Annotated in this window: 6 protein-coding genes; 4 read left to right on the forward strand and 2 right to left on the reverse strand. The window is 74.9% G+C overall.

What is annotated here, in order from left to right:
- Nucleotides 1–14: 14 nt before the first annotated feature.
- Both NFX44_RS15700 and NFX44_RS15705 read right to left on the reverse strand, forming a co-directional pair.
- Nucleotides 15–3,254: a delta-60 repeat domain-containing protein gene (locus tag NFX44_RS15700; protein WP_262284297.1), complete on the reverse strand. Its 3,240-nt coding sequence runs from the start codon at nt 3,252–3,254 to the stop codon at nt 15–17.
- 250 nt (nt 3,255–3,504) lie between these two features.
- Nucleotides 3,505–4,407, reverse strand: coding sequence for an NAD(P)-dependent oxidoreductase (locus NFX44_RS15705; protein ID WP_262284298.1), 903 nt, complete (start codon nt 4,405–4,407; stop codon nt 3,505–3,507).
- Nucleotides 4,408–4,971: 564 nt separating this feature from the next.
- On the opposite strand from NFX44_RS15705, the gene NFX44_RS15710 reads away from it, so the two are divergent.
- The 4 genes from NFX44_RS15710 to NFX44_RS15725 are packed head-to-tail and all read left to right on the forward strand — an operon-like array spanning nt 4,972 to nt 22,123.
- Nucleotides 4,972–16,800, forward strand: coding sequence for a non-ribosomal peptide synthetase/type I polyketide synthase (locus tag NFX44_RS15710; RefSeq protein ID WP_262284299.1), 11,829 nt, complete (start codon nt 4,972–4,974; stop codon nt 16,798–16,800).
- Nucleotides 16,797–19,973 carry an amino acid adenylation domain-containing protein gene (locus NFX44_RS15715; protein WP_262284300.1) on the forward strand — a complete coding sequence of 1,059 codons (3,177 nt, stop codon included), beginning with the start codon at nt 16,797–16,799 and terminating at the stop codon, nt 19,971–19,973. Before NFX44_RS15710 ends, NFX44_RS15715 begins: the two co-directional genes overlap by 4 nt.
- Before the next feature lie 3 nt (nt 19,974–19,976).
- Nucleotides 19,977–21,050, forward strand: coding sequence for a TauD/TfdA family dioxygenase (locus NFX44_RS15720; protein ID WP_262284301.1), 1,074 nt, complete (start codon nt 19,977–19,979; stop codon nt 21,048–21,050).
- On the forward strand, nt 21,047–22,123 hold the full coding sequence (locus NFX44_RS15725; RefSeq protein WP_262284302.1) for a TauD/TfdA family dioxygenase: 1,077 nt from the start codon (nt 21,047–21,049) through the stop codon (nt 22,121–22,123). The genes NFX44_RS15720 and NFX44_RS15725 overlap by 4 nt, the downstream gene beginning before the upstream one ends.
- Nucleotides 22,124–22,134: the final 11 nt, after the last annotated feature.

The raw sequence follows: 22,134 nt of genomic DNA on the forward strand, positions 1-22,134 counted from the left end.
CCCCGCGGCCGGGTTCAGTTGACGGTCACCGAGACGGTCCGCGGCGGCTGCTGGAGCTGCCCGTACGTGTCGACACCCCGGATCGAGACCGTGTAGGTGCCCGCCGGGATCGCCGGCGAGGTGTACGCGAAGTTCGACCCCGGGGAGCCCGGGCTGGTGAGGAAGGACGCGATCCACGGGAAGTTGCCCGGGGTGCCCGGCGTGCTGAACGTGCCGGCCGAGTTCATCCCCTGACCCGCGCTGTTGGAGATCTGGATCTCGACACGGAGCATCCCGACGTCGTCGACCGCCCGCCCGCTGACCACGATCCGGCCGCCGGTGTAGGCCTGGCCCTCCGCCGGGGTGACGCTCGGCTCCAGCCGCGGATCGAGATCTCCCGGGTAGACCAGGTACCGCGCCGTGGCGCCGGAGGTCGAGCCGTCCTGCTGGCCCGCCGTGTCGACGGCCCACGCCTCGACGCTGTACTCGCCCTTGGTCGGCAGGTCGATCGACAGGGTGAACGCGGTGCTCGTCGCGCCCGGCGCGGCCAGCGTGGCGTTCACCGTGGCGAAGGCGGCGGCCATGGTGCCGTTCGGCTGGACGTACCGGCCGGTGTCCAGGTCACGTAGCGCCACCCGGACGCTCTGCACGCCCTTGTCGTCGGTCGCCGTGCCGGCCAGGTTGAGGTGCAACTGGTCGACGTTCTGGTCGACACCGGTGAAGCTGAGCCGGCCGTCCGGGAACGCGTCGCCGGGCACCTGCGCCGTGACGGTGAGCCGGCCCATGCTGGTGCCGGACGTGGTCAGGCCCAGGCTGTCGGTGGCCCGTACCCGGAAGTCGTAGACGCCCGGTGTGAGCGGCACGGTGGTGTACGACCAGGCGTACGACGCGGCGTTGAGGTTGGTCGGGGAGATCCGGTAGTAGGCCGCCACCGAGTCGGCGCCCCACGTGCCGTCGGCGGCCAGCGCCTCCCGCGTGGTGTTGTTGCGCAGGTAGATCTCAACCGACTTCAGGGCGCTGTCGTCCTGGGCGGTGCCGGCGAAGGTGACGGTGGCGCCCGGTCCGACGGTGACCGGTGCGGCCGCGGTCGGTGGGGTCATCGGCACGGGCGCCGTGATGGCCACCGTCGGCGGGACACCGGTCGACGAGACGGTCCAGTCCCGGGTGTCGCCGCGCAGGTCGCTCTGGCCGGCGGTGTCGACCGCGGTGGCGGTCATCCTCCACTGGCCCTCGATCGGCAGGGCCACCTCGAACTGCCAGGTGGTCGACAGCGCGCCGATCACGTCCGGCTCGCCGCGGAAGGTGTTGTAGACCGCGGCCACCGTCCCGTCGTCCTGGAGGTACCGGTTGTCGGCGGTCCGGAACGAGTAGGTCAGCGCGCTGACGCCCTTGTCGTCGGTGGCGACGCCGGTGGCGACGAAGCTCTTCGCGGCGACCAGGCCGCCGGGCGGCGAGTCGATCCGCGTCGACGGCGGCAGGTCGTCGAAGCGGAACGTCTCGATCTTCTTGACCGCCTTCGTGGGGTCGCTGGTGCTGTTGCGGCCGAAGGTCTTCGCCTGGATCTGGTAGGCGCCGGAGGGCAGCGACACCGGCAACGTCCACGTGGTCGAGGTGGCGTTCACCGCCGCGACCGTGGAGTTGATGGTGTTGGCGGCGCCCCAGGTCGTCAGGTCGTCCTGGAGGTACTTCTTGGTGTTCCGGTTCTGGATCTCGATCTGGACCCGGGTGACGCCGGCCGGGGCGAGCGCCTGGCCACCGAGCGTGAACGACTCGTTGGCCGGCTTCACCGCGCCCTCGATGGGCGTGACGATGGTGGTGTCGACCGCCGCCGGCGCCGGCACCGTGTTCAGGTCGAAGAAGCCGACCCGGCCGACGGTCTTGCCGCCCTTGGTGTTGCCGTCGCCGCCCACGAGGAGACCGCGCGCGGTGGCCAGCATGGCCTTCTCGCCCTCGTACGAGCTGGAGCCGGGGTTCCACTCCAGCGCGGTGCCGGTGGCCGGGTCGAGCGCGCCGAGGTGATCGCGGCGGACCACCTGGTCGCCGAGGCCGTAGCCGCTCAGGCCCTGGCCGGTGCCGTAGCCGACGTTGTCCAGGCCCGGCCAGGGGACGTTCGACGTCGGCGACTCCTGCCAGCTGAAGTGGCCGCCGACGTACACGGCGGTGGCGGTGATGGCGACCGAGTAGACGCTGTCGAAGTGCCGCGACACCCAGAGCGGCTGGACGTTGTCGGCGCCGGTGAGCGGGTACGCGATGGCGGTGTCGTTGATCGGCGGGCGGTCGCCGCCCGAGCCGCTGGTGACGACGAAGTAGGAGTCGTCCGGCGCGATGTCGCCCGCGAACACCCGCTGGATGCCCCCGACGAAGGAGAGGTTGTCCTCCCAGAGCCGCGTACGCCACGGCAGCAGGGCCTTGGTGGCGGTGTTGATCAGCGCGACGCCGTAGCGGTCCTGGCCGGCGATCTGCCGGCCGGTGTGGACGACGAGGAGCTTGCTCCGGTCGTGGGTCAGCTTGAGCTGCTGCACGGTGAGCATGCCGCCGACGCCGATGCCCCCGGTGAGCGGCAGGTTGAAGCCGGTGTCGACCGCCCCGGTGGTCGGGTTGAGCGCGACCAGGCCGGGACGGCTCACCCCGTTGACCGTGGTGAACTGGCCGCCCACGTAGACGGCCGTGCTGCTCACGGCCAGCGCGGTCGCGCGGGCGTTCGCGGTCGCGGTGAACGCCGCGACCGGCGCGCCGGTGGTCGGGTTGAGCTTCACGATCTTCCGCTTGGTGACGCCGCCGACGGTGTTGAAGGATCCCGCGACGTAGAGCGCCGACCCGTCCGGCGAGGCCTCGACGGCCTCGACGGACCCGTCGAACGTCGGCTTGAAGCCGGTGTCGACCTTCCCGGTGTCCAGGTTGTACGAGGCCAGCGACTTCTGCGCGATGGTCGTCCCGCCGACGTTGGCGATCGAGGTGAAGGTGCCGGCAATGAACACCCGGTTGCCGATCACCTCCAGGTCGTTGATCTCGCCGTTGGTGATCCGCGGCGTGTCGGTGCGCGGCGCCGTCGGCACCAGCCGGGTGTCCCCCGGCACCACCTGCGCCGCGGTGGCGACCGTGCGCGCCGCGCCGAGCGCGGCGCCGCCGCTCGTCGCCGCCGCGCCGGTCTGCGCGGTGGTTCCGGCGCCCGTGGCGGTGAGCTTGGTCGCCACGGTGCCCGCGACCGCCGGTACGCCCATCACCACGACGGCCCCGGCGACCAGACCCGCGACGGTGCGACTCCAGACCTGCATCCAGTCAACTCCCTGTGAACGCCCGAGACGGCACCGCCGGGTCGGTCCCCGGCAACGTCCACCCGCCCGCGTGCCGGACGTCACCGTAGAAGGCAAGGTCCTCTCGCGGTACCGCGCCGCACCCGGATTCCACCGCTCGGCCTCAATTCCGGCCACACCGGCGGGCCACCCCACCTTCCGATACCGACCCGCTCCCCCGATCGGATGGCGGGGCCCTGCTCACCGGAGCCCTCGCCGCCTTATCGGCGGATCAACCGGCGGGATCGACGTGGTCGCGCCAGGAGTGCCGCGGCTCGTAGCCCAGCACCCGGCGGGCCTTGTCGATGCTCAGCAGCGTCTCGTGTTCGCCGAGTGCCCCCCGGATCTCGACGTCCGGGTAGACCTCGGCCATCAGGGCGGCACTGGACCTGGTCATCACGGTGTCGGAGTTGGCGATGATGAAGACGTCGGCGCCGGGGCGGTCGTGGGCAAGAGCCCGCTCGACCGCCTGGGCGCCGTCGCGGGCGTCGATGTAGCCCCAGAGGTTCCAGCGGCGCAACCGCGGGTCGGCCTGGAAGGCGGGGAATCCCGCGTAGTCCTCGACATCCATCACGTTGGAGAACCGCAGGCCGACCATGACCAGCTCGGGGTCCCAACGGCAGAAGTGCCGCGCCATCTCCTCCTCGAGGGCCTTGTTCAGCGAGTAGGTCGACTCCGGGCGCGGCGGGTACTCCTCGTCCACCGGCGCGTACGGCGGCGGGGTGTCGAACGGCAGGCCCAGCACGGTCTCACTCGACGCCCACACGACCCGCTTGATCCCGGCCGCCCGGGCGGCGGCGAAGACGTTGTACGTCGCGGCCGAGTTGTTCGCGAAGGTGACCGCGTTGGGCAGCAGCCCGGGTGCCGGGACCGCCGCCAGGTGCACCACCGCCCCCACACCGCCGGCGTGCTCGTCGGCGCCGCCGGTGAACGCCTCCAGCACCTGCCCGTAGTCGGTGAGGTCGACCTGGAGGAACTCGCCGTCGACGGCACGCGGGTCGCGCCCGCCGACGCGGTCGACCGCGAGCACGTCGACGCCTGCCGCGCGCAGGTGCGCGACCACGGCGCGACCGAGCTTTCCGGCCGCGCCGGTGACGACGACACGCCGGGGAACCACTGCTTCGAGACCATCCATGGTCACATCCTCCCCCGCGTCGAGGACCGGTCGGGCGCTGCCTCCCACGACCATGTGACGGCGCCTCCGTGCCTCGCCCGCCACTGCCTCAATTCATCACCGAACTGCCGGAAGTACTCATTGCGAGCCCGTGCCGTGAAATCGCCCTCGGCCGCCCCGTTCACCGCAACCGGAGCCTGCCTCAAGTCGACATAGGAGAGGAACAGCCGCATAGAGTGGATATGGCCGGGTGCATCCGACCAAAATGCGCCGACAGGACACCCGCGACCCGGAGTCGGATTGTCAACAGTGGCGCCCGCAAGCCGCGACAGGGCCGGTGGCACCACCCTCCGAGCCGGCCCAGGGAGGTCAAATCCCCTGGTGCGGGGCGGTGCGGCGGCGTCGCGGAGGCGACGTCCGCAGGCCCGTGCAGTCGCCTAGGTTACCCGCGCCGAAAAAATAGACGAACGTGCAAGGCCGTCGGCCGAACGCATCGACGGCCGTCCGATCCGGGGATCCCGCCGATGATCACAGCTGCCGATGATGTGGACAGGAAATTCCTATCGAGGGATCTACACCTGTCTTATGAAAACACTGATCACAAGGGTCGAGGCCGGCAATTTTCTGGCCGATGCGACCCCTGCTCCGGCCTCCGCCGCGCAACGCCAGATGTGGCAGCTGAGCCGCCTCGACCCGGGGACGACCACCTACCTCGTGCCGCTGGCGTACCGGCTGCACGGCCCGCTGGACGTGCCGGCCCTGTCCGCCACACTCGACGACCTGGTCGCCCGGCACGCCGCCCTGCGCACCACCCTCGCCCCGACCGCGGACGGTGCGCCCGGCGACGACGACGCGACGGTACGCCTGGCCCAGGTGGTCCACGAGGCGCGCCCGGGGCTCCTGCGGGTGCACGACCTGAGCGGGCTGCCCACCTGGCAACGCGACCAGGAGCTGCGGGCCCGGACGCACACCGAGGCGCACACCCCGATGGACCTGGAACGCGGCCCCGTGGTGCGCGCCCTCCTGCTGCGCTGCGCCCCGCAGGAGCACGTCCTGCTGCTGACGTTCCACCACGTCGCGGTCGACGAGTGGTCGCTCGGCATCCTCCACGACGAGTGGGAGCGGCTCTACGCCGCGCACCGCGCGGGACGGCCGGCGCACCTCGACCCGGTCGACACCGACTGCCGCGACCACGCGGCCCGGCAACGGGACTGGCTGGACGGTCCGGAGGCGGCCGCCCAGCTCGACCACTGGCGCGAGCAGCTCACCGGCGCACCGGCCGTGCTGGAGCTGCCCACCCGCGGGCCGCGCCCCGCCGTGCCGTCCAGCGCGGGCGCCACCCTGTCCGTCCCGCTGGACCTCCCCGGCGAGACGCTCGCGGCGCTCTGCCGGCGGATGCGGGTCTCCCCGTACATGGTCATGCTGGCCGCGCTGCACGTGCTGCTGGCCCGCTGGACAGGGCAGCGCGACATCGTGGTGGGCACGCCCGTGGCCAACCGGCGGCGGTCCGACACGCAACGGCTCGTCGGCCTGCTGCTGAACACCGTGGCCGTCCGGGCCCGGCTGGACGACAACCCGTCGTTCGAGACGCTGCTCGGGCGCGTGCGCACCGCCGCCCTGGACGGCCTGAGCCGGGAGGAGCTGCCCTTCGGGACCGTGCTGGAGGCACTGCGCCCGCCCCGCCGGCCCGGCTTCACCCCGCTGTTCCAGGTGATGTTCGTCTACGGCCGCGAGGCGGCGCCCCCGCGCCTGGACGACCTCGAGGTCACCCCGGTCGAGGTGCCGATCGACACCGCCAAGTTCGACCTCACCGTCTCGGTCCGGGAGAACGCCGACGGCCTGCGCACGGCGCTGGAGTACCGCACCGAGCTGTTCGACCGCGACGCCATGGCCCGCCTCGCCGGGCACTTCCAGACACTGCTGCGGTCGCTGCTGGCCGACCCGGGAGCGCCGGTCGGCGCGGCCACCATGCTCACCCCCGACGAGCACCGGCAGCTCGTCGGCGAGTGGAACCGCACCGCCACCCCCGGCGAGCCCGACGAGCTGGTCCACCTGCTGATCGAGCGGCAGGCGCGGGAGACCCCGACCGCCGTGGCGGTGACCGACGGCGACGCCGCGCTGAGCTACCAGGAGCTGCACGCCCGGGCCGAGGCGCTGGCGGAGACGTTGCGCGGGCGGGGCGTCGGCATCGGCAGCCTGGTGGGGGTGCTCCTGCCCCGCGCCGTCCCGTTCGCGGTGGCGGTCCTCGCCGTGCTGCGGACCGGCGCGGCCTACGTACCCATGGACCCGGCCAACCCGCCGGCCCGGCTGCGGCACCTCATCGCGGACGCCGCCGCCCCGGTCGTGCTCACCTGCGCCGAGCTGGCGCACCTGGTGCCCGACGGCACGGCGCTGCCGGTGCCGGGTCCCGACACGCCGGTCCCGGCCACCGAACCGGCTCGGGGTGCCGGCCCGCGGCGGCGTGCCCGCCGCCCGCGGCAGCCGTCGGCCGACGACCTGGCGTACGTCATCCACACCTCCGGCTCCACCGGCCGCCCCAAGGGCGTCATGGTCACCCACCGCGGCGTCGGCAACTACGTGCGCTGGGCGGCCCAGGCCTACCGGCTGCGGCCCGGCGACGTGGTCCCGCTGCACTCGTCGATCGGGTTCGACCTGACCGTGACGAGCCTGCTGGTCCCGCTGGTCAGCGGGGCCACCGTGCGGATGATCGGCGAGCACCTCGGCCCCGAGGCGCTGGGCGAGGCGCTGCGCGAGCAGCGGACACCGTTCGGGCTTGTCAAGATCACTCCGGCGCAGCTCGACCTGGTCCGTCACCAGCTCCGCCCCGCCGAGCTGGCCGGCCGCACCCGGTGCTTCGTGATCGGCGGCGAGAACCTGCGCGCCGACCAGGTGGCGCCCTGGCGGGCCCACGCGCCCGGCACCGCGCTGGTCAACGAGTACGGGCCGACGGAGACCGTGGTCGGCTGCGCCGCGTACGAGGTCGACCCGACCTCGCCGGACGACGGCTCGGTCCCCATCGGCCGGCCGATCGCCAACACGCAGTTGTACGTGCTCGACGGGTGGCAGAACCCGGTCCCGGCGGGCGCGGTCGGCGAGCTGTACGTCGGCGGGACCGGCGTGGCCCGGGGGTACCTGCACCAGCCGGGGTTGACGGCCGAGCGGTTCGTCCCGGACCCGTTCTCCGGCGTTCCCGGCGCGCGGCTGTACCGCACCGGCGACCTCGTCCGCCTGCGCCCCGACGGGCACCTCGAATACCGCGGCCGCACCGACCGCCAGGTCAAGCTGCGCGGCTACCGGATCGAGTGCGGCGAGGTCGAGGCGGCCGTCCGGCGCTTCCGGCCGGACCTCGACGTGACGGTGCAGCTGCGCCGGGACGACCCCGACGACCCGCGGCTCGTCGCGTACCTCGCGGGCGCGGCGGAGGCCGACCTCGCGGACCTCCGGGCGGCGCTCGCCGCCGACCTGCCGTCCTACCTGGTGCCCTCCGCGTTCGTCCGGCTCGACGCGTTGCCGCTGACCGGCAACGGCAAGGTGGACGTCGACGCGCTGCCCGCGCCCGGCCGCCCGGCGGACGTGCCCCGGCCGCGGACCGCGCCCGAGCCCGTGGCCCCGGAACCGCCGGCGTCGGCGTCCGCGCCCGGTCCGGTCCGGTGGGACGCGACCCGGGTACGCCTGGAGCGGCTGGTCGTGGACGTGTGGCGCGACGTCCTCGGCGTCGACCGGGTCGGGCCGCGGGACAACTTCTTCGACCTCGGCGGCCACTCGATGCGGCTGCTGGCCGTCCTCGAACGGCTGCGTGACCGGCTCGGCGACGTCGTCACGGTCACCGACCTGTTCCGGCATTCCACGGTCGACGACCTGGCCGCGTTCCTCACCACCGCCACCACCGGGACGACCGCGCCGGCCGTCGCGCCGGCCCGGACCGTCCGGCCCCGCGCCGGCGCGACCGGGGACACCGGGCAGCCGACCGGCCTGATCGCGGTCGTCGGCATGGCCTGCCGCTTCCCCGGCGCCCGGACCGTCGACGAGTACTGGCACAACATCCGCACCGGGGTGGAGTCGGTCCGGGAGTTCACCGTCGAGGAGATGCTCGCCGACGGGGCCGACCCCGACCGGCTGGACGACCCGGCGTACGTGCGGGCCGGGAGCTGGCTGCCCGGGATCGACGAGTTCGACGCGGCCTTCTTCGGGATCACGCCCCGGGAGGCGCAGACCCTGGACCCGCAGCACCGGCTGCTGCTGGAGTGCGCCTGGCACGCGCTGGAGCACGCCGGTCACGACCCGGCCGGCCATCCGGGCCGGATCGGCCTCTTCGCCGGGTCGGGCCGCAGCAGCTACCTGCTCGACCACCTGAGCAGCCATCCCGAGCTGGCCGGCGCCATCGGCGAGCACCAGCTCTCCATCGGCAACGACAAGGACTTCCTGCTCAGCCGGGTCGCCTACAAGCTCGACCTCACCGGCCCGGCCGTCACGGTCGCCACCGCCTGCTCGACCTCGCTGGTGGCCGTGCACCTCGGCCGGCAGAGCCTGCTGACCGGGGAGTCCGACCTGGTCCTGGCCGGCGGGGTCAGCATCTTCCCGGCGCAGCGCCGGGGCTACCTCTACCACGACGGCGGGATCTACTCCCCCGACGGGCACTGCCGCCCGTTCAGCGCCGACGCCCGCGGCAGCATCGAGTCCAGCGGGGTCGGCATCGTCGCGCTGAAGCGGCTGGAGGACGCGGTCGCGGACGGCGACACGGTCTACGCGGTGATCCGCGGTTCCGCGATCAACAACGACGGGGCGCGCCGCACCGGCTACACGGCGCCGGGCGTGGCGGGCCAGGTCGAGGTGGTCAGCAGCGCGCTGGCCACGGCCGGCGTGGATCCCCGCTCGGTGAGCTACGTCGAGGCACACGGGACGGGCACCAGCCTCGGCGACCCCATCGAGGTGGCCGCGCTCACCGAGGCGTTCCGGCGCGGCACCGAGGAGCGCGCCTTCTGCGCCCTCGGCTCGGTCAAGGCCAACATCGGGCACACCGACGCCGCCGCCGGGGTGGCCGGTCTCATCAAGACGGTCATGGCCCTGTGGAGCCGTACGCTGCCGCCGACGATCAACGTGAGCCGGCCCAACCCGGCGATCGACTTCGCGGGCAGCCCGTTCTACCTCACCGACAGCGCCCGCCCCTGGGTCGCCGACGGCCCGCGCCGGGCCGGGGTCAGCTCGTTCGGCATGGGCGGCACCAACGCGCACGTGGTGCTGGAGGAGCCGCCGGCCACACCGGTGCGGGCGACGGCCGGGGCGGCCGCGGGGCCGCACCTGCTGGTCGTGTCGGCGCGTACCGGCGAGGCGCTGGACCGGCAGGCCCGCCAGCTCCGCGACTGGCTCGCCGGGCGTCCCGACGTGGACCTCGCCGACGTCGCGGCCAACCTGGGCCGTCGCCAGTCGATGACCCACCGGCGGTTCCTCGTCGCGGCGGACCGCGCCGACGCGCTGGCCGCCCTCGACGCGCCGGAGCGCCAGTTCAGCGGCGTCCACCCCGGCGGCCGGCGCCCGCTGGTGTTCGCGTTCCCCGGGCACGGCGCGCAGCACGTGGCGATGGGCGCGGGCCTCCACCGCGCCGAGCCGACCTACCGGGCCGTGGTGGACGAGTGCGCCGAGCTGGTCCGCGACGACCTGGGGCTGGACCTGCGTACGCTGCTCTGCCCGGCGCCGGACGGCCACGCGGAGGCCGAGCGGCTGCTCGCCCGGCCCCGGCTCGTCCAGCCCGCGCTGTTCGTGAGCGAGTACGCGCTCGCCCGGTCGCTGCTCGCCCGGGGCGTGACCCCGGACCTCATGGTGGGGCACAGCCTCGGCGAGTACGTCGCCGCCTGCCTGGCCGGCGTCTTCTCGCTGCCCGACGCCCTGCGCCTGGTCTGCGCCCGCGGCGCGCTGGTCGAGCGGACCCCGGCCGGGGCGATGCTCGCCGTGAGCCTGCCCGAGGCCGCGGTGGCCGAACTGCTGGACGACCGGGTGTCGCTGGCCGCCGTCAACGCCCCGGAGCTGTGCGTGCTCTCCGGCGACCCCGAGGCCGTCGGGGCGCTGCGGGAGCGGCTGACCGGCGAGGGGGTCGACTGCCGGCCGCTCCGGGTCGCCCGCGGCTACCACTCCGCCCTGCTCGACCCGGTGCTTGACGAGTTCGCCGAGCACGCCGGCCGGGTCACCCTCCACGAGCCCGAGCGCCCCTACCTGAGCAACCTGACCGGCGCCCCGGTCAGCCCGGGGCAGGTCACCGACCCGGCGTACTGGGTGCGGCACATGCGCGAGCCGGTGCGGTTCGCCGAGTCGGCCGCGCTCCTCGCCGAGCAGGACGTGGTCCTCGCGGAGCTGGGCCCCGGGCACGCCCTCGGCGGCCTGGCCCGGCTGGCCGGCCTGCGACCGGGCCAGGCCGTCGCGGCGATGCGGCATCCACGCTCCGACGCCGACGACCTCAGCACGCTGCTCGACGCCGTGGGCCGGCTGTGGCTGGCCGGCGCGCCGGTCGACTGGGCCCGCTTCCACGGGAACGGACGCCGCCGGCTGGCCCTGCCCGGCTACCCGTTCGAGCGGCAGCGGTACTGGGTGGACGCCGCCCCGCGCACCGGCGCGGTGGCCCTCTCCGCTGCCGCCGCACCGGAGGCGCCGGCCGCGTCCGAGCCCGTCGACGCCGGGAACCGGCCGGTCCTGAGCACCGCCTACGTGGCGCCGGGCACGCCGACGCAGGAGCGCGTGGCGGAGATCTGGTCCGAGCTGCTCGGCATCCGGCCGATCGGGGCGCACGACAACTTCTTCGAGCTGGGCGGGCACTCGCTGCTCGCCACCCAGGTGGTGGTGCGGCTGCGGTCCCGGCTCGGCGTGACGCTGCCGCTGGAGACGGTCTTCGCGCAGCCGACCGTCGCCGGGATCGCGGCGGCGCTGCCGGCGACCGTCGACGCACCAGCCGCACCGGCCGCGCCGGCCGTGGTCGAGCCGGCCCCCGCGGCGCCGGCCGAGCCGACCATCCCCCGCGCCGACCCCGGCGCCGGCCCGGCACCGCTCTCCTCCGGGCAGCACCGGCTCTGGTTCCTCGACCAGGCGTACGCGCAGAACGCCTACACCGTCAGCACGGCGCTGCTGCTCGACGGCGACCTCGACCTCGACGCGCTGCGCGGGGCGCTGGCCGGCCTGGTCCGGCGGCACGAGTCGCTGCGTACCGTCTTCCCGGTCGGCCCCGACGGCGACCCGGTCCAGGAGGTACGGCCGGCCGGGCCGGTCGACCTGCCGGTGGTGACCGCGCCCGACGACGCGGACGACGCGGCACCCCGCAGCATCGTGGAGCCGGCGGTCGCCGACGCGGTGCCCGGATGGGTGCACGCGGCCCTCGCCGCCGACGTCCGGCGCCCGTTCGACCTGGCCGGCGGGCCACTGTTCCGGGCCGTGCTGCTGCGGGTCGCCGCCGACCGGCACGTGCTCTCGCTGACCATGCACCACAACGTCTCCGACGGCTGGTCGCTCGGCATCATCGCCGGTGAGCTCGCCACGCTCTACGACGCCGCCCGCGCGGGCCGCCCCGCGCCGCTGCCCGACCTGGCCGTCCAGTACGGCGACTACGCGCGCTGGCAGCGCGGCCGGCTGGCCGACCCCGACAGCGACGACCTGCGCTGGTGGCGCCGGCAACTCGACGGGGTGGCGAACGTGCTGGAGGTGCCCACCGACCGGCCCCGGCCGCCGGTGCAGACCTTCGACGGCGGGGTCAGCACCCGGGTCCTGCCGCCGGACGCCGCCGACGAGCTGCGCCGGTTCAGCCAGGCCCGGGGCGCCACCCTGGCCATGACCGTGCTGGCCGCGCTGAAGGCCCTGCTCTGGCGCTACACCGGCCAGCGGGACATCTGCGTCGGTACGCCGGTCGCCGGCCGGGTCCGCGCCGAGCTCGAACCGATGGTCGGCTTCTTCGTCAACATGCTGCCGCTGCGCACGGTGCTCGACGGTGACTGGACCTTCGCGGAACTGCTCGGCGAGGTGCGGCGCACCGCCCTGGGCGCGTACGACCACCAGGAGGTGCCGTTCGAGCGGCTCGTGGACCTCGTCGATGCGCCCCGCGACCTCAGCCGGAACCCGCTGTTCCAGGTGATGTTCAACCTGCTCAACGTGCCCGAACAGCGGGACCTGGGCACGGCCGGCCTGCGGATGGTGCCGTTCGCCGTCGAGCCAGGCATCGCCCAGCAGGACCTGGCGCTGTACGCGTACGAGGTGGACGAGGGGCTGCGGTTCCGGCTGGAGTACAACACCGCGCTGTACGACGCCGAGACCGCCGAACGGATGATGGGGCACCTGGAGACGCTGCTCGCCGCGGCCGTCGCCGACCCCGGTGTCCGGCTGGCGGACCTGGCCGTGCTCACCCCCGCCGAGCGGGACCGGGTCGCCGCGTGGAACGACACCGCCACCGAGCCGGGCTGGGCCGTACCGGGCCGGCCGACCCTGGTCGAGCTGATCGCCCACCAGGTCGCGACGCGGCCCGACCGGCCCGCCGTCACCTTCGGGTCCACCACGCTCCGCTACGCCGAGCTGAACGCCCGGGCCAACCGGCTCGCGCACCGGCTCCGCCGGGCCGGCGTCGGCCCGGACGTGACGGTGGCCATCTGCCTGCACCGCTCGGCCGACCTGCCGGTCACCCTGCTCGGCGTGCTCAAGGCCGGCGGCGCGTACGTCCCGGTGGACCCGGACTACCCGGTCGAGCGGCAGCGGTACGTGCTGGCCCACAGCGACGCCCGGGTGCTGGTCACCGAGGCGGGCCTGGCCGACCGGTTCGCCGGCTTCGCGGGCGAGGTGGTGTGCGGCGGCGCGGCGCTGGACGCCGAGCCGGACACCGACCCCGAGCCGTCGGCCGGGCCGGACGACCTCGCGTACGTCATCTACACGTCCGGCTCGACGGGCCGCCCCAAGGGTGTCCGGGTGAGCCACGCCGCCGTGGTGAACACCCTGGCCACCATGCGTGAACGGCCGGGCCTGACCGCCGACGGCACCATGCTCGCGATGGCGAGCTTCGCCTTCGACATGTCGGTGCCGGAGCTGTTCCTGCCCCTCGTGGTCGGCGCCCGGATGCTGCTGGTGGGCCGCGACGTCGCCTACGACGCGCCGCGGCTGGCCGAGCTGCTGCGGGCGGAGCGGGTCACCCTGGCCCAGGGCACGCCGGCGACCTGGCGGCTGCTCGTCGAGTCCGGCTGGACGGGCACCCCCGGCCTGACCGCCGTGTGCGGCGGCGAGGCGGTGTCCGCGCCGCTGGCCCGGCAGCTCGCCGAGCGGGTGGACGCGTTGTGGAACCTCTACGGCCCGACCGAGGCCGCCGTCTGGTGCGCCATGGACCGGATCGAGCCGGGCTTCACGCACCTGACCGTCGGCCGGCCGATCGGCAACATGCGCGTCCACGTGCTCGACGCGCGACTCTCCCCCACCCCGGTGGGCGTGCTCGGTGAGCTGTACCTCGGCGGCGCCGGGCTGGCCCGCGACTACCACGGCGACCCGGCGCTGACCGCGCAGCGGTTCGTGCCGGACCCGGGCGGCGGCGGCCGGCTCTACCGCACGGGCGACCTCGGCCGGCGCCTGCCCGACGGCCGCATCGAGTTCGCCGGCCGCAGCGACTCGCAGGTGAAGGTGCGCGGGTTCCGCATCGAGCTGGGCGAGATCGAGGCGGTGCTGCGCCGCCACGAGTCGGTCCGCGACACCGCCGTGGTGGTCCGCGAGGACGGCGCCGAGAAGTCGATCGTGGCGTACCTGACGCTGGCCGGGCCCGGCGGGGACGCCGACCCGGAGCAGGCGGAGGTCACCGCCGACTTCGACGTCGACCCGGCGCCGTGGCGGGCCTTCGCCCGCACCTACCTGCCGGACTACATGGTGCCGTCGGCGTTCGTGGTGCTCGACCGGATGCCGCTCAACGCCAACCGCAAGGTCGACCGGGCCGCGCTGCCCGCACCCCGCCGCGGCGGCGGCGCCGTCGGCGCCACCCCGCCGGACACCCCGCTGCGCAAGGCGCTGGCGCAGCGGTGGGCGGCGGTGCTCGGGTACGACAGCGTCGGCATCGACGACGACTTCTTCGACCTCGGCGGCGACTCCTTCAAGGCCATCAAGGCCCTGGCCGGCAGCGACCCGGCGATCAGCGTCCTCGACCTGTTCCGCCACCCCACGATCCGCGGCCTGACCGAGCACCTGGAGGCGACCGGAGGCTCCGTCGGCCGCCTGCTGCACGAGCTGACCCCGGCGCGGCCGGGCACGCCGACGACGCTGACGCTGGTCTGCGTACCGTTCGGCGGCGGCAGCGCCATCACCTTCCAGCCCCTCGCCGACGCACTCCCGCCGGGCGTCGCGCTGTACGCGCTGGAACGCCCCGGCCACGATGTGAACCGCCCGGACGAGCCCCTGCTCGACCTGAACGAACTGGTGGACGGCTGCGTGGCCGAGGTCGTCGAGGGGATCACCGGCCCGGTGGCCGTGTACGGGCACTGCGTGGGCGGCGCCGAGGCGGTCGAGCTGGCCCGCCGGCTGGAGGCGGCCGGCGTCGAGGTGACCGGCGTGGTGATCGGCGCCCACTTCCCCGCCCCTCGGCTGCCCGGCCGGCTGTTCGGCTGGCTGCGGCGGTGGTTCCCGGTGGAGCGCTGGACGTCGAAGCGGCGCACGCTGGAGTCGCTGCGCGCCATGGGCTTCTTCACCGAGGTCTTCGACGAGAACGAGAAGGACTTCGTGATGCGCGTGGTCCTGGCCGACTCGGCGCGGGGCGAGGACTACTACACCGACGTCTACGCCGAGGGCCTGCCCCGGAAGCTGTCCGCGCCGCTGGTCAGCGTCGTGGGCGGCGGCGACCGCGCCACGGAGTTGTACCAGGAGCGGTACCTGGAGTGGGGGTTCTTCGCCGACCGGGTGTCGCTGGAGGTCATCGAGGGCGCCGGGCACTACTTCGCCAAGCACCAGCCCGCCGAGCTGGCCGACCTCATCCTGGCGCACTGCGCCGCGCCTCCCGCGGAGCCGGCGACCGAGCGCGAGCGCGAGCCCGCGCCGCCCCGCGAGGAGCCGGCGGCCCCGCGCCGCGCCATGCCCAGCCTGGCGGTGTTCTACCTGATCGCGATCGGGCAGCTCGTCTCGCTCGTCGGCAGCGGGCTGACCGGCTTCGGCATGAGTCTCTGGGTCTACCAGCGGACCGGTTCGGTGTCGCTGTTCGCCACGGCCACCGTGCTGGCGCTGCTGCCCGCCGTGGTCCTCTCCCCCGTCGCCGGCGCGCTCGCCGACCGGTGGGACCGAAGACGGATCATGATCCTCGCGGACTGCCTGGCCGCCACCGGCACGGTGAGTCTCGCGCTGCTGCTCTGGCTGGGGCAGCTCCAGCTCTGGCACGTGTTCACGGCGATCACCGTCACGGCGGTGGCCACCGCCTTCCAGCAACCCGCCTACCTGGCGGCCGTCACACAACTGGTGCCCAAGCGGTACTACGGGCGGGCCAACGGCATCGTCTCCCTCGCCACGGCGACCAGCACGGTGCTCGCGCCGCTGGTCGGTGGCGCGCTGGTGATCGCGGTCGGGCTGCGGGGGATCGTCGTCATCGACCTGCTCACCTTCGCCGTCGCGGTGCTCGTCACCCTGTCGGTCCGCTTCCCGGACACGCTGTTCGTCAAGCGGGAGGAGCCGTTCCGGCGGGAGGTCCTGGGCGGCTGGCGGTTCATCGTCCGCCGGCACGGCCTGGTCGCCCTGGTCGTGCTGGTCGCGTCGCTGAACTACTTCTTCGCCATGGTCGAGGTCCTGGTCACCCCGCTGACCCTGTCCTTCGGCGACCCGGCGGTCCTCGGCCGGGTGCTCGCCGCCAGCGGCGTGGGCATGCTGGTCGGCTCGGTGCTCATGGGCGTGTGGGGCGGCACGGCCCGGCGGACCACCGGCATCCTGGCCAGCGTCGTGCTGCTGGGCGCCTCGCTGCTCACGGTCGGCCTGCGCCCCAGCCCGCTGTTCCCGGCGGTCGGCCTGTTCGGGATGGGCCTGGCCACGGCGCTCGTGAACACGCACTGGCTGGCCATCGTGCAGGCCAAGGTGGGGCTCGAACTCCAGGGCCGGGTGCTGTCCATGGGACAGATGCTGTCCTGGCTGATGGTGCCGGCCGGCTTCCTGAGCGCCGGCCCGCTCGCCGAGCACGTCTTCGCCCCGATGGTCTCCCCCGGCGGGCCGCTGTCCGGCCTCGTGGGCACCGGACCGGGGCGGGGCATGGCCCTCGCGGCGATCGTGGCCGGGCTCTGCGCCCTCGGCCTGGCCGCCGCCGGCATCGCGTACCGGCCGATCCGCGACGTGGAGGACGAGCTGCCCGACAACGACCCCGGCACGATCATCCTCGCCGACAAGGACCGGCTCCAGGAGGAGGCCGACCGGCGGCTCGCGCTGCTTCGCAGCGGGGGGTCGCGCCGGTGAGCGCCCCCACCCGACCCGGCCCGACCCGCCGGAGCGCCGGCCGGCGCGCGGCCGGCGGCCCGACCACCGTCGACTGTCTGCACCGGATGGTGGCCGCGCAGGCCGCCCGCACCCCGGACGCCGAGGCGGTCCGGCACGGCGACCAGGCGCTGTCCTACCGGGATCTGGACGAGGCGGCCAACCGGCTGGCCCGGGTGCTGCTGCGGCGCGGGGTGAACCGGGAGGACCGGGTCGGCGTCTGCCTGCCGCGCACCCCCGAGCTGGTGGTCGCCCTGCTGGCCGTGCTCAAGGCCGGCGCCGCCTACGTGCCGCTGGACCCGGCGTACCCGCCGGCCCGGGTGGCGTTCATGACCGCCGACTCCGGGGTGCGGCTGGTGCTTACCCGCGCCGACCTCGCCGGCCGGTTCCCCGACACGGCGGTCCCGGTCGACCGGCTCGACCCGGTGGCGGACGGCACCGACCCGGTGGTGCCGGCCACGCCGGCGGACCTGGCCTACGTCATCTACACCTCCGGCTCGACCGGGCGCCCCAAGGGCGTGGCCATCGAGCACCGTTCCGCCTCGGTGCTCATGCACTGGGTCCGGCAGACCTTCGACGACACCGAACTGGGCGGCCTGCTCGCCGCCACCTCGGTCTGCTTCGACCTGTCCGTCTTCGAGATCTTCGGTCCGCTCTGCTGGGGCGGCCGGGTGCTGCTGGTCGACGACGTGTTGGCGCTCGCCGCCCCCGGCGCGGACCGGCTGCCGGTGACCCTGGTCAACACCGTGCCCTCCGCGATGGGAGAACTGCTCACCGCGTCGGCCCTGCCGGCGAGCGTGCGCACCGTCTGCCTGGCCGGCGAGCCGCTGACCGCCGCGCTGGCCGCCCGGGTCTGGGCCCGGCCGCACGTCCGCCGCCTCTGCAACCTCTACGGCCCGTCGGAGGACACCACCTACTCGACCTGGGCGGAGGTGCCACCGGACAGCGGGGACCCGCCGATCGGCCGGCCGCTGCCGCAGACCCGCGCCTACGTCCTCGACCCGGACGGCCGGCCGGTCCCGCCGGGCGAGCCGGGCGAGCTGCACCTGGCCGGGGCGGGCCTGGCCCGGGGTTATCTCGATCGGCCCGAGGAGACCTCCGCCCGATTCCGGCCCGACCCGTTCCGGCCCGGCGAGCGGATGTACCGCACCGGCGACCGGGTCCGGTTGCGGCCGGACGGGCAGCTCGCGTACCTGGGCCGGCTCGACGACCAGGTGAAGCTGCGGGGCTACCGGATCGAGCTGGGCGAGGTGGCGGGCCGCCTCGCCGCCCTGCCCGGCGTACGCGAGGCGACCGCCGCCGTGCGCCCCGGGCCGAGCGGGGACCCGCTGCTGGTCGGCTACCTGGTGGGCGAGCGGCGCGACGACGTCCGGGCCCGGCTCGCCGAGGCGCTGCCCGCCCCGCTGGTCCCCAGGACCGTGGTCTGGCTGGACCGGCTGCCCACGCTGCCCAACGGCAAGGTGGATCGCGCGTCCCTCCCCGCGCCCGTCCTGGGCGGCGGCACCGGAGCGCACGCCACGCTCGACGGCACGGCCGGGACGGTCGCCGGGGTCTGGCGCGAGCTGCTCGGGGTGCCGGTGACCGGCGCCGACGCCGACTTCCTCGCCCTCGGCGGCGACTCCCTGCTCGCGGTCCGCTGCGCCACCCGACTGGCCGCCGCCACCGGGCGGCCGGTCCGGCCGGGTGACCTCTTCGCCCACCCGACCGTGGCCGCGCTGGCCGCCCACCTCGACGGGCTGACCCCCGACCCGGCCCCTGTCCACCTCGACGGGCCGGCTCCCGACGCCGAACCGGCCGGTCCCGCCCCGCTCTCCGCCGCGCAGGCCCGACTCTGGTTCCTGCACCGGCTCGACCCGGCCGACACCTCGTACCTGCTGGCGTTCGCGGTCCGGTTCGCCACGCCGCTGGACCCGGACCGGCTGGCCCGGGCGCTACGCCGCGTTGTGGACCGGCACCCGGCCCTGCGCACGGTCTTCCCGTCCGGCCCCGACGGGCCGGTGCAGCACGCCGGCGCCGCAGCCGATGGCACGCCGGTCGTCGCGCCGGCCGATCCGGGCACACCGCTCGACGCCCGGCTGCGCCGGCTCGCCGCCGAGGCCACCCGGGCGCCCATGGACCTGGCCGCCGGCCCGCTGCTCCGCACCCACCTGGTGCCGGACGGCACCGGCCGCGCGCTGGCGCTGCTGCTGGTCGTGCACCACATCGTCTGCGACGACTGGTCGTTCGGCGTGCTGGTGCGGGACCTCGCACGGGCGTACGACACCGAGGGCGACCCGTCGGCGGCGCCCGCACCGCCGGCGGCCGGCCCGGCGACGTTCGCCCTGGCCCAGCGGGACTGGCTGGCCGGGCCGGCGGGGCGGCGGGCGGTCACCGAGGTGCTGGACGAGCTGCGCGGCGCCCCGGACCTGCTCGACCTGCCCGCCGCCCCACCCCCGCGCGGCTGGACCGCTCCGGCCCGGCCGGGCCCGCCGCCCGGTGACGGCCGGCCCTCCGGCGCCGCGCTGCGGACCACCGTGGACGCCGCCACCGCCGAAGCGGCACGCGAGCTGGCCCGGGCCGGGCGGGCCAGCCTGCACATGGTCGGGCTGGCCGCGTTCGCCACCCTGCTCGGGGCCGCCACCGGCCGGCGTGACCTGCTCGTCGGCGTCGCGTTCGCCGGCCGGACCAGCGTGGCCGCCGAGCAGAGCGTCGGCTGCCACGTCAACACGCTGCCGCTGCGGCTGCGGCCGGCGCCCGACCGCGGCTTCGCCGACCTGCTCGCCGAGACCCGCCGGGTCACCCTGTTCGCCGCCGCCCACCAGGACGTCCCCTTCGACCTGCTGGTGGAACGGCTGCGGCCCACCCGCCGGCCGCGCCGCAACCCGCTGGTCCAGGTCGCCTTCGGGGTGCAGAACGCCCCGCCGGCCCGGCACCGCGGCGCGGCCGGCGTCGAGTTCACCGGCATGGAACTCACCCCGGACAGCGCCCGGCTCGACCTGACCCTCTGGCTCGACGAGCGGCGGGACGGGCTGGCGGCGCTCTGGACCTACCGCACCGACCTGTTCGACCACGACGGCGTGGTCGCGTGGCACCGCCGGTTCGGCGCGGTGCTGCGTACCGCCGCCGCCGACCCCCGGCGCAGTCTCGCCGACTGCGCCGACACCGCTGGAGAGTGAGAGATGACTGAGCAGAACCGGGTCGCGCGGACCATCCCCCGCCGCGGCCGCGAGCGGAACCTGGTGGACGTGCGCCCCGACTGGCCCGGCGGGCCGCTGCCGGCGCTGGTGCGCGCCAACGTGCCCGACGTCGACCTGACCGGCTGGCTGGCCGGCCACCGCGACGAGGTCGACGAGCTGGCCCGGCGCGCCGGGGCGGTGCTGTTCCGCGGCTTCGCCGTGGCCGGCGCCGACGACTTCCGCGCCGTCATGGGGGCCCTGTCCGGCGACGTGCTCTCCTACGGCGAACGTTCCTCACCGCGCAGCCAGGTCACCGAGGGGGTGTACACCTCCACCGAGCACCCGGCCGACCAGCCGATCGTGCTGCACAACGAGCAGTCGTACACGGTGAACTGGCCACTGCGGATCGTCTTCCACTGCGAGGTCGAGCCGGCCGCCGGCGGGCGCACCCCCCTCGCGGACAGCCGCCGGGTGCTGGCCCGCCTCCAGCCGGAGACGGTCGCCGGGTTCGAGCGGCGCGGGGTGCTCTACCGGCGCAACTACCTGCCCGGCATCAGCCTCTCCTGGCAGACCGCGTTCCAGACCGAACGGCGCGAGGAGGTCGAGGCGTACTGCGCCCGGGCGCTCATCGACGTGGAGTGGGTGGGCGACCGGCAGCTGCGGACCCGGCAGGTCCGCCCGGCGGTGCGCCGCCACCCGGTCACCGGGGAGCGGACCTGGTTCAACCACGCCCTGTTCTTCCACGTCACCTCGCTGCCCGACGACGTCAGCGCCGGCCTGCGGGCCGCCCTCGGCGAGGAGGACCTGCCCTACCAGACCGCGTACGGGGACGGCACTCCCATCCCCGACGACGTGCTGGCGGAGCTGCGCGCCGCGTACGCCGCGGAGACCCGCTCCTTCGCCTGGCAGCGCGGTGACGTGCTGCTGGTGGAGAACATGCTGGCCGCACACGCCCGGGAGCCGTTCACCCCGCCCCGGCGCATCCTCACCGCGATGTCCGACCCGGTCGCCGCGCCCGAGCTGACCGAGACGCTGCGGGCGGGCGCCGTGGCGACCGCGACGGGAGGCCGGGCGTGAGCGCGAGGAGTGAGCCGGGCCTGCGAGCCCCGCAGTCGCGAACGAAGGACGGCGCAGCGAGCGGGCCGGCGCCCCGGCGGCGCGCCACCGGCACGGTCACCGCACCGGTGGCCCGGCGGGTGCTCGTGGACGAGGAGTTCGTGCTGCTCGTCGAGGCCGCCGTGCCCGACCTCGACCTGGCCGGCTGGCTCGCCGGCCGCCGCGACGAACTGCTGGCCGACCTGGACCGCCACGGCGCGGTGTTCTTCCGCGGCTTCGAGGTGCGCACCCCCGACGACTTCAGCCTGGCCGCCCGGGCGGTCAGCCCGGACCTGCTCGGCTACCTGGAGCGGGCCGCACCCCGGCACGAGGTCGCCGACCGGGTGTTCACCTCCACCGAGTTCAACGCCGAGCAGTGGATCCCGCTGCACCACGAGATGTCGTACTCGCACAACTGGCCGACGCACCTCTACTTCTGGTGCGCGCAGCCGGCCACCGGCAGCGGCGGGGCCACCCCGCTGGCCAGCGAGCGGGTCATCACGCCGCTGATCCCGGCCGACGTGCGGAAGCGGTTCCTCCGCGCCGGTGTCAGCTACGTGCGCAACTACGGCCCGCACCTGGACCTGCCCTGGCAGGAGGCGTTCCAGACCAGCGACCGGGCGGAGGTGGAGGCGTACTGCGCCGCCTCGGCGACCGAGTTCACCTGGCTGGGCGGGGACGGGCTGCGGACCCGCGCCCGCCGGCAGGCGGTGGCCACGCACCCGCGGACCGGGGAGACGGTCTGGTTCAACCACGCCCACCTGTTCCACGTCTCCAACATGCCGGCCGAGGTGTCCGGCGCGCTGCTGCGCGAGTACGGCCCGGACGGGCTGCCGCGCAACGCCTACTACGGCGACGGTGAGCCGATCCCCGACGAGGTGGTCACCGGCATCCGCGAGCTGTACCGGCAGCACGCCGTCTCCGTGCCCTGGCAGCGCGGCGACGTGCTGGTGGTGGACAACTTCCTGGCCACCCACGGCCGGGAACCCTTCAGCGGCGACCGGCAGATCCTGGTCGCCATGTCCGACCTCTACGTGAACCGGAGTGTGGTGTGAACGGATACCGT

Source organism: Micromonospora sp. MA102 (assembly GCF_025460765.1).
Taxonomy (GTDB): domain Bacteria; phylum Actinomycetota; class Actinomycetes; order Mycobacteriales; family Micromonosporaceae; genus Micromonospora; species Micromonospora halotolerans.

Coding starts and splice junctions, on each gene's coding strand:
- NFX44_RS15705 (WP_262284298.1), bottom strand. CDS start 4,407: ATGGATGGTCTCGAAGCAGTGGTTCCCCGGCGTGTCGTCGTCACCGGC.
- NFX44_RS15700 (WP_262284297.1), bottom strand. CDS start 3,254: ATGCAGGTCTGGAGTCGCACCGTCGCGGGTCTGGTCGCCGGGGCCGTC.
- NFX44_RS15720 (WP_262284301.1), top strand. CDS start 19,977: ATGACTGAGCAGAACCGGGTCGCGCGGACCATCCCCCGCCGCGGCCGC.
- NFX44_RS15710 (WP_262284299.1), top strand. CDS start 4,972: ATGAAAACACTGATCACAAGGGTCGAGGCCGGCAATTTTCTGGCCGAT.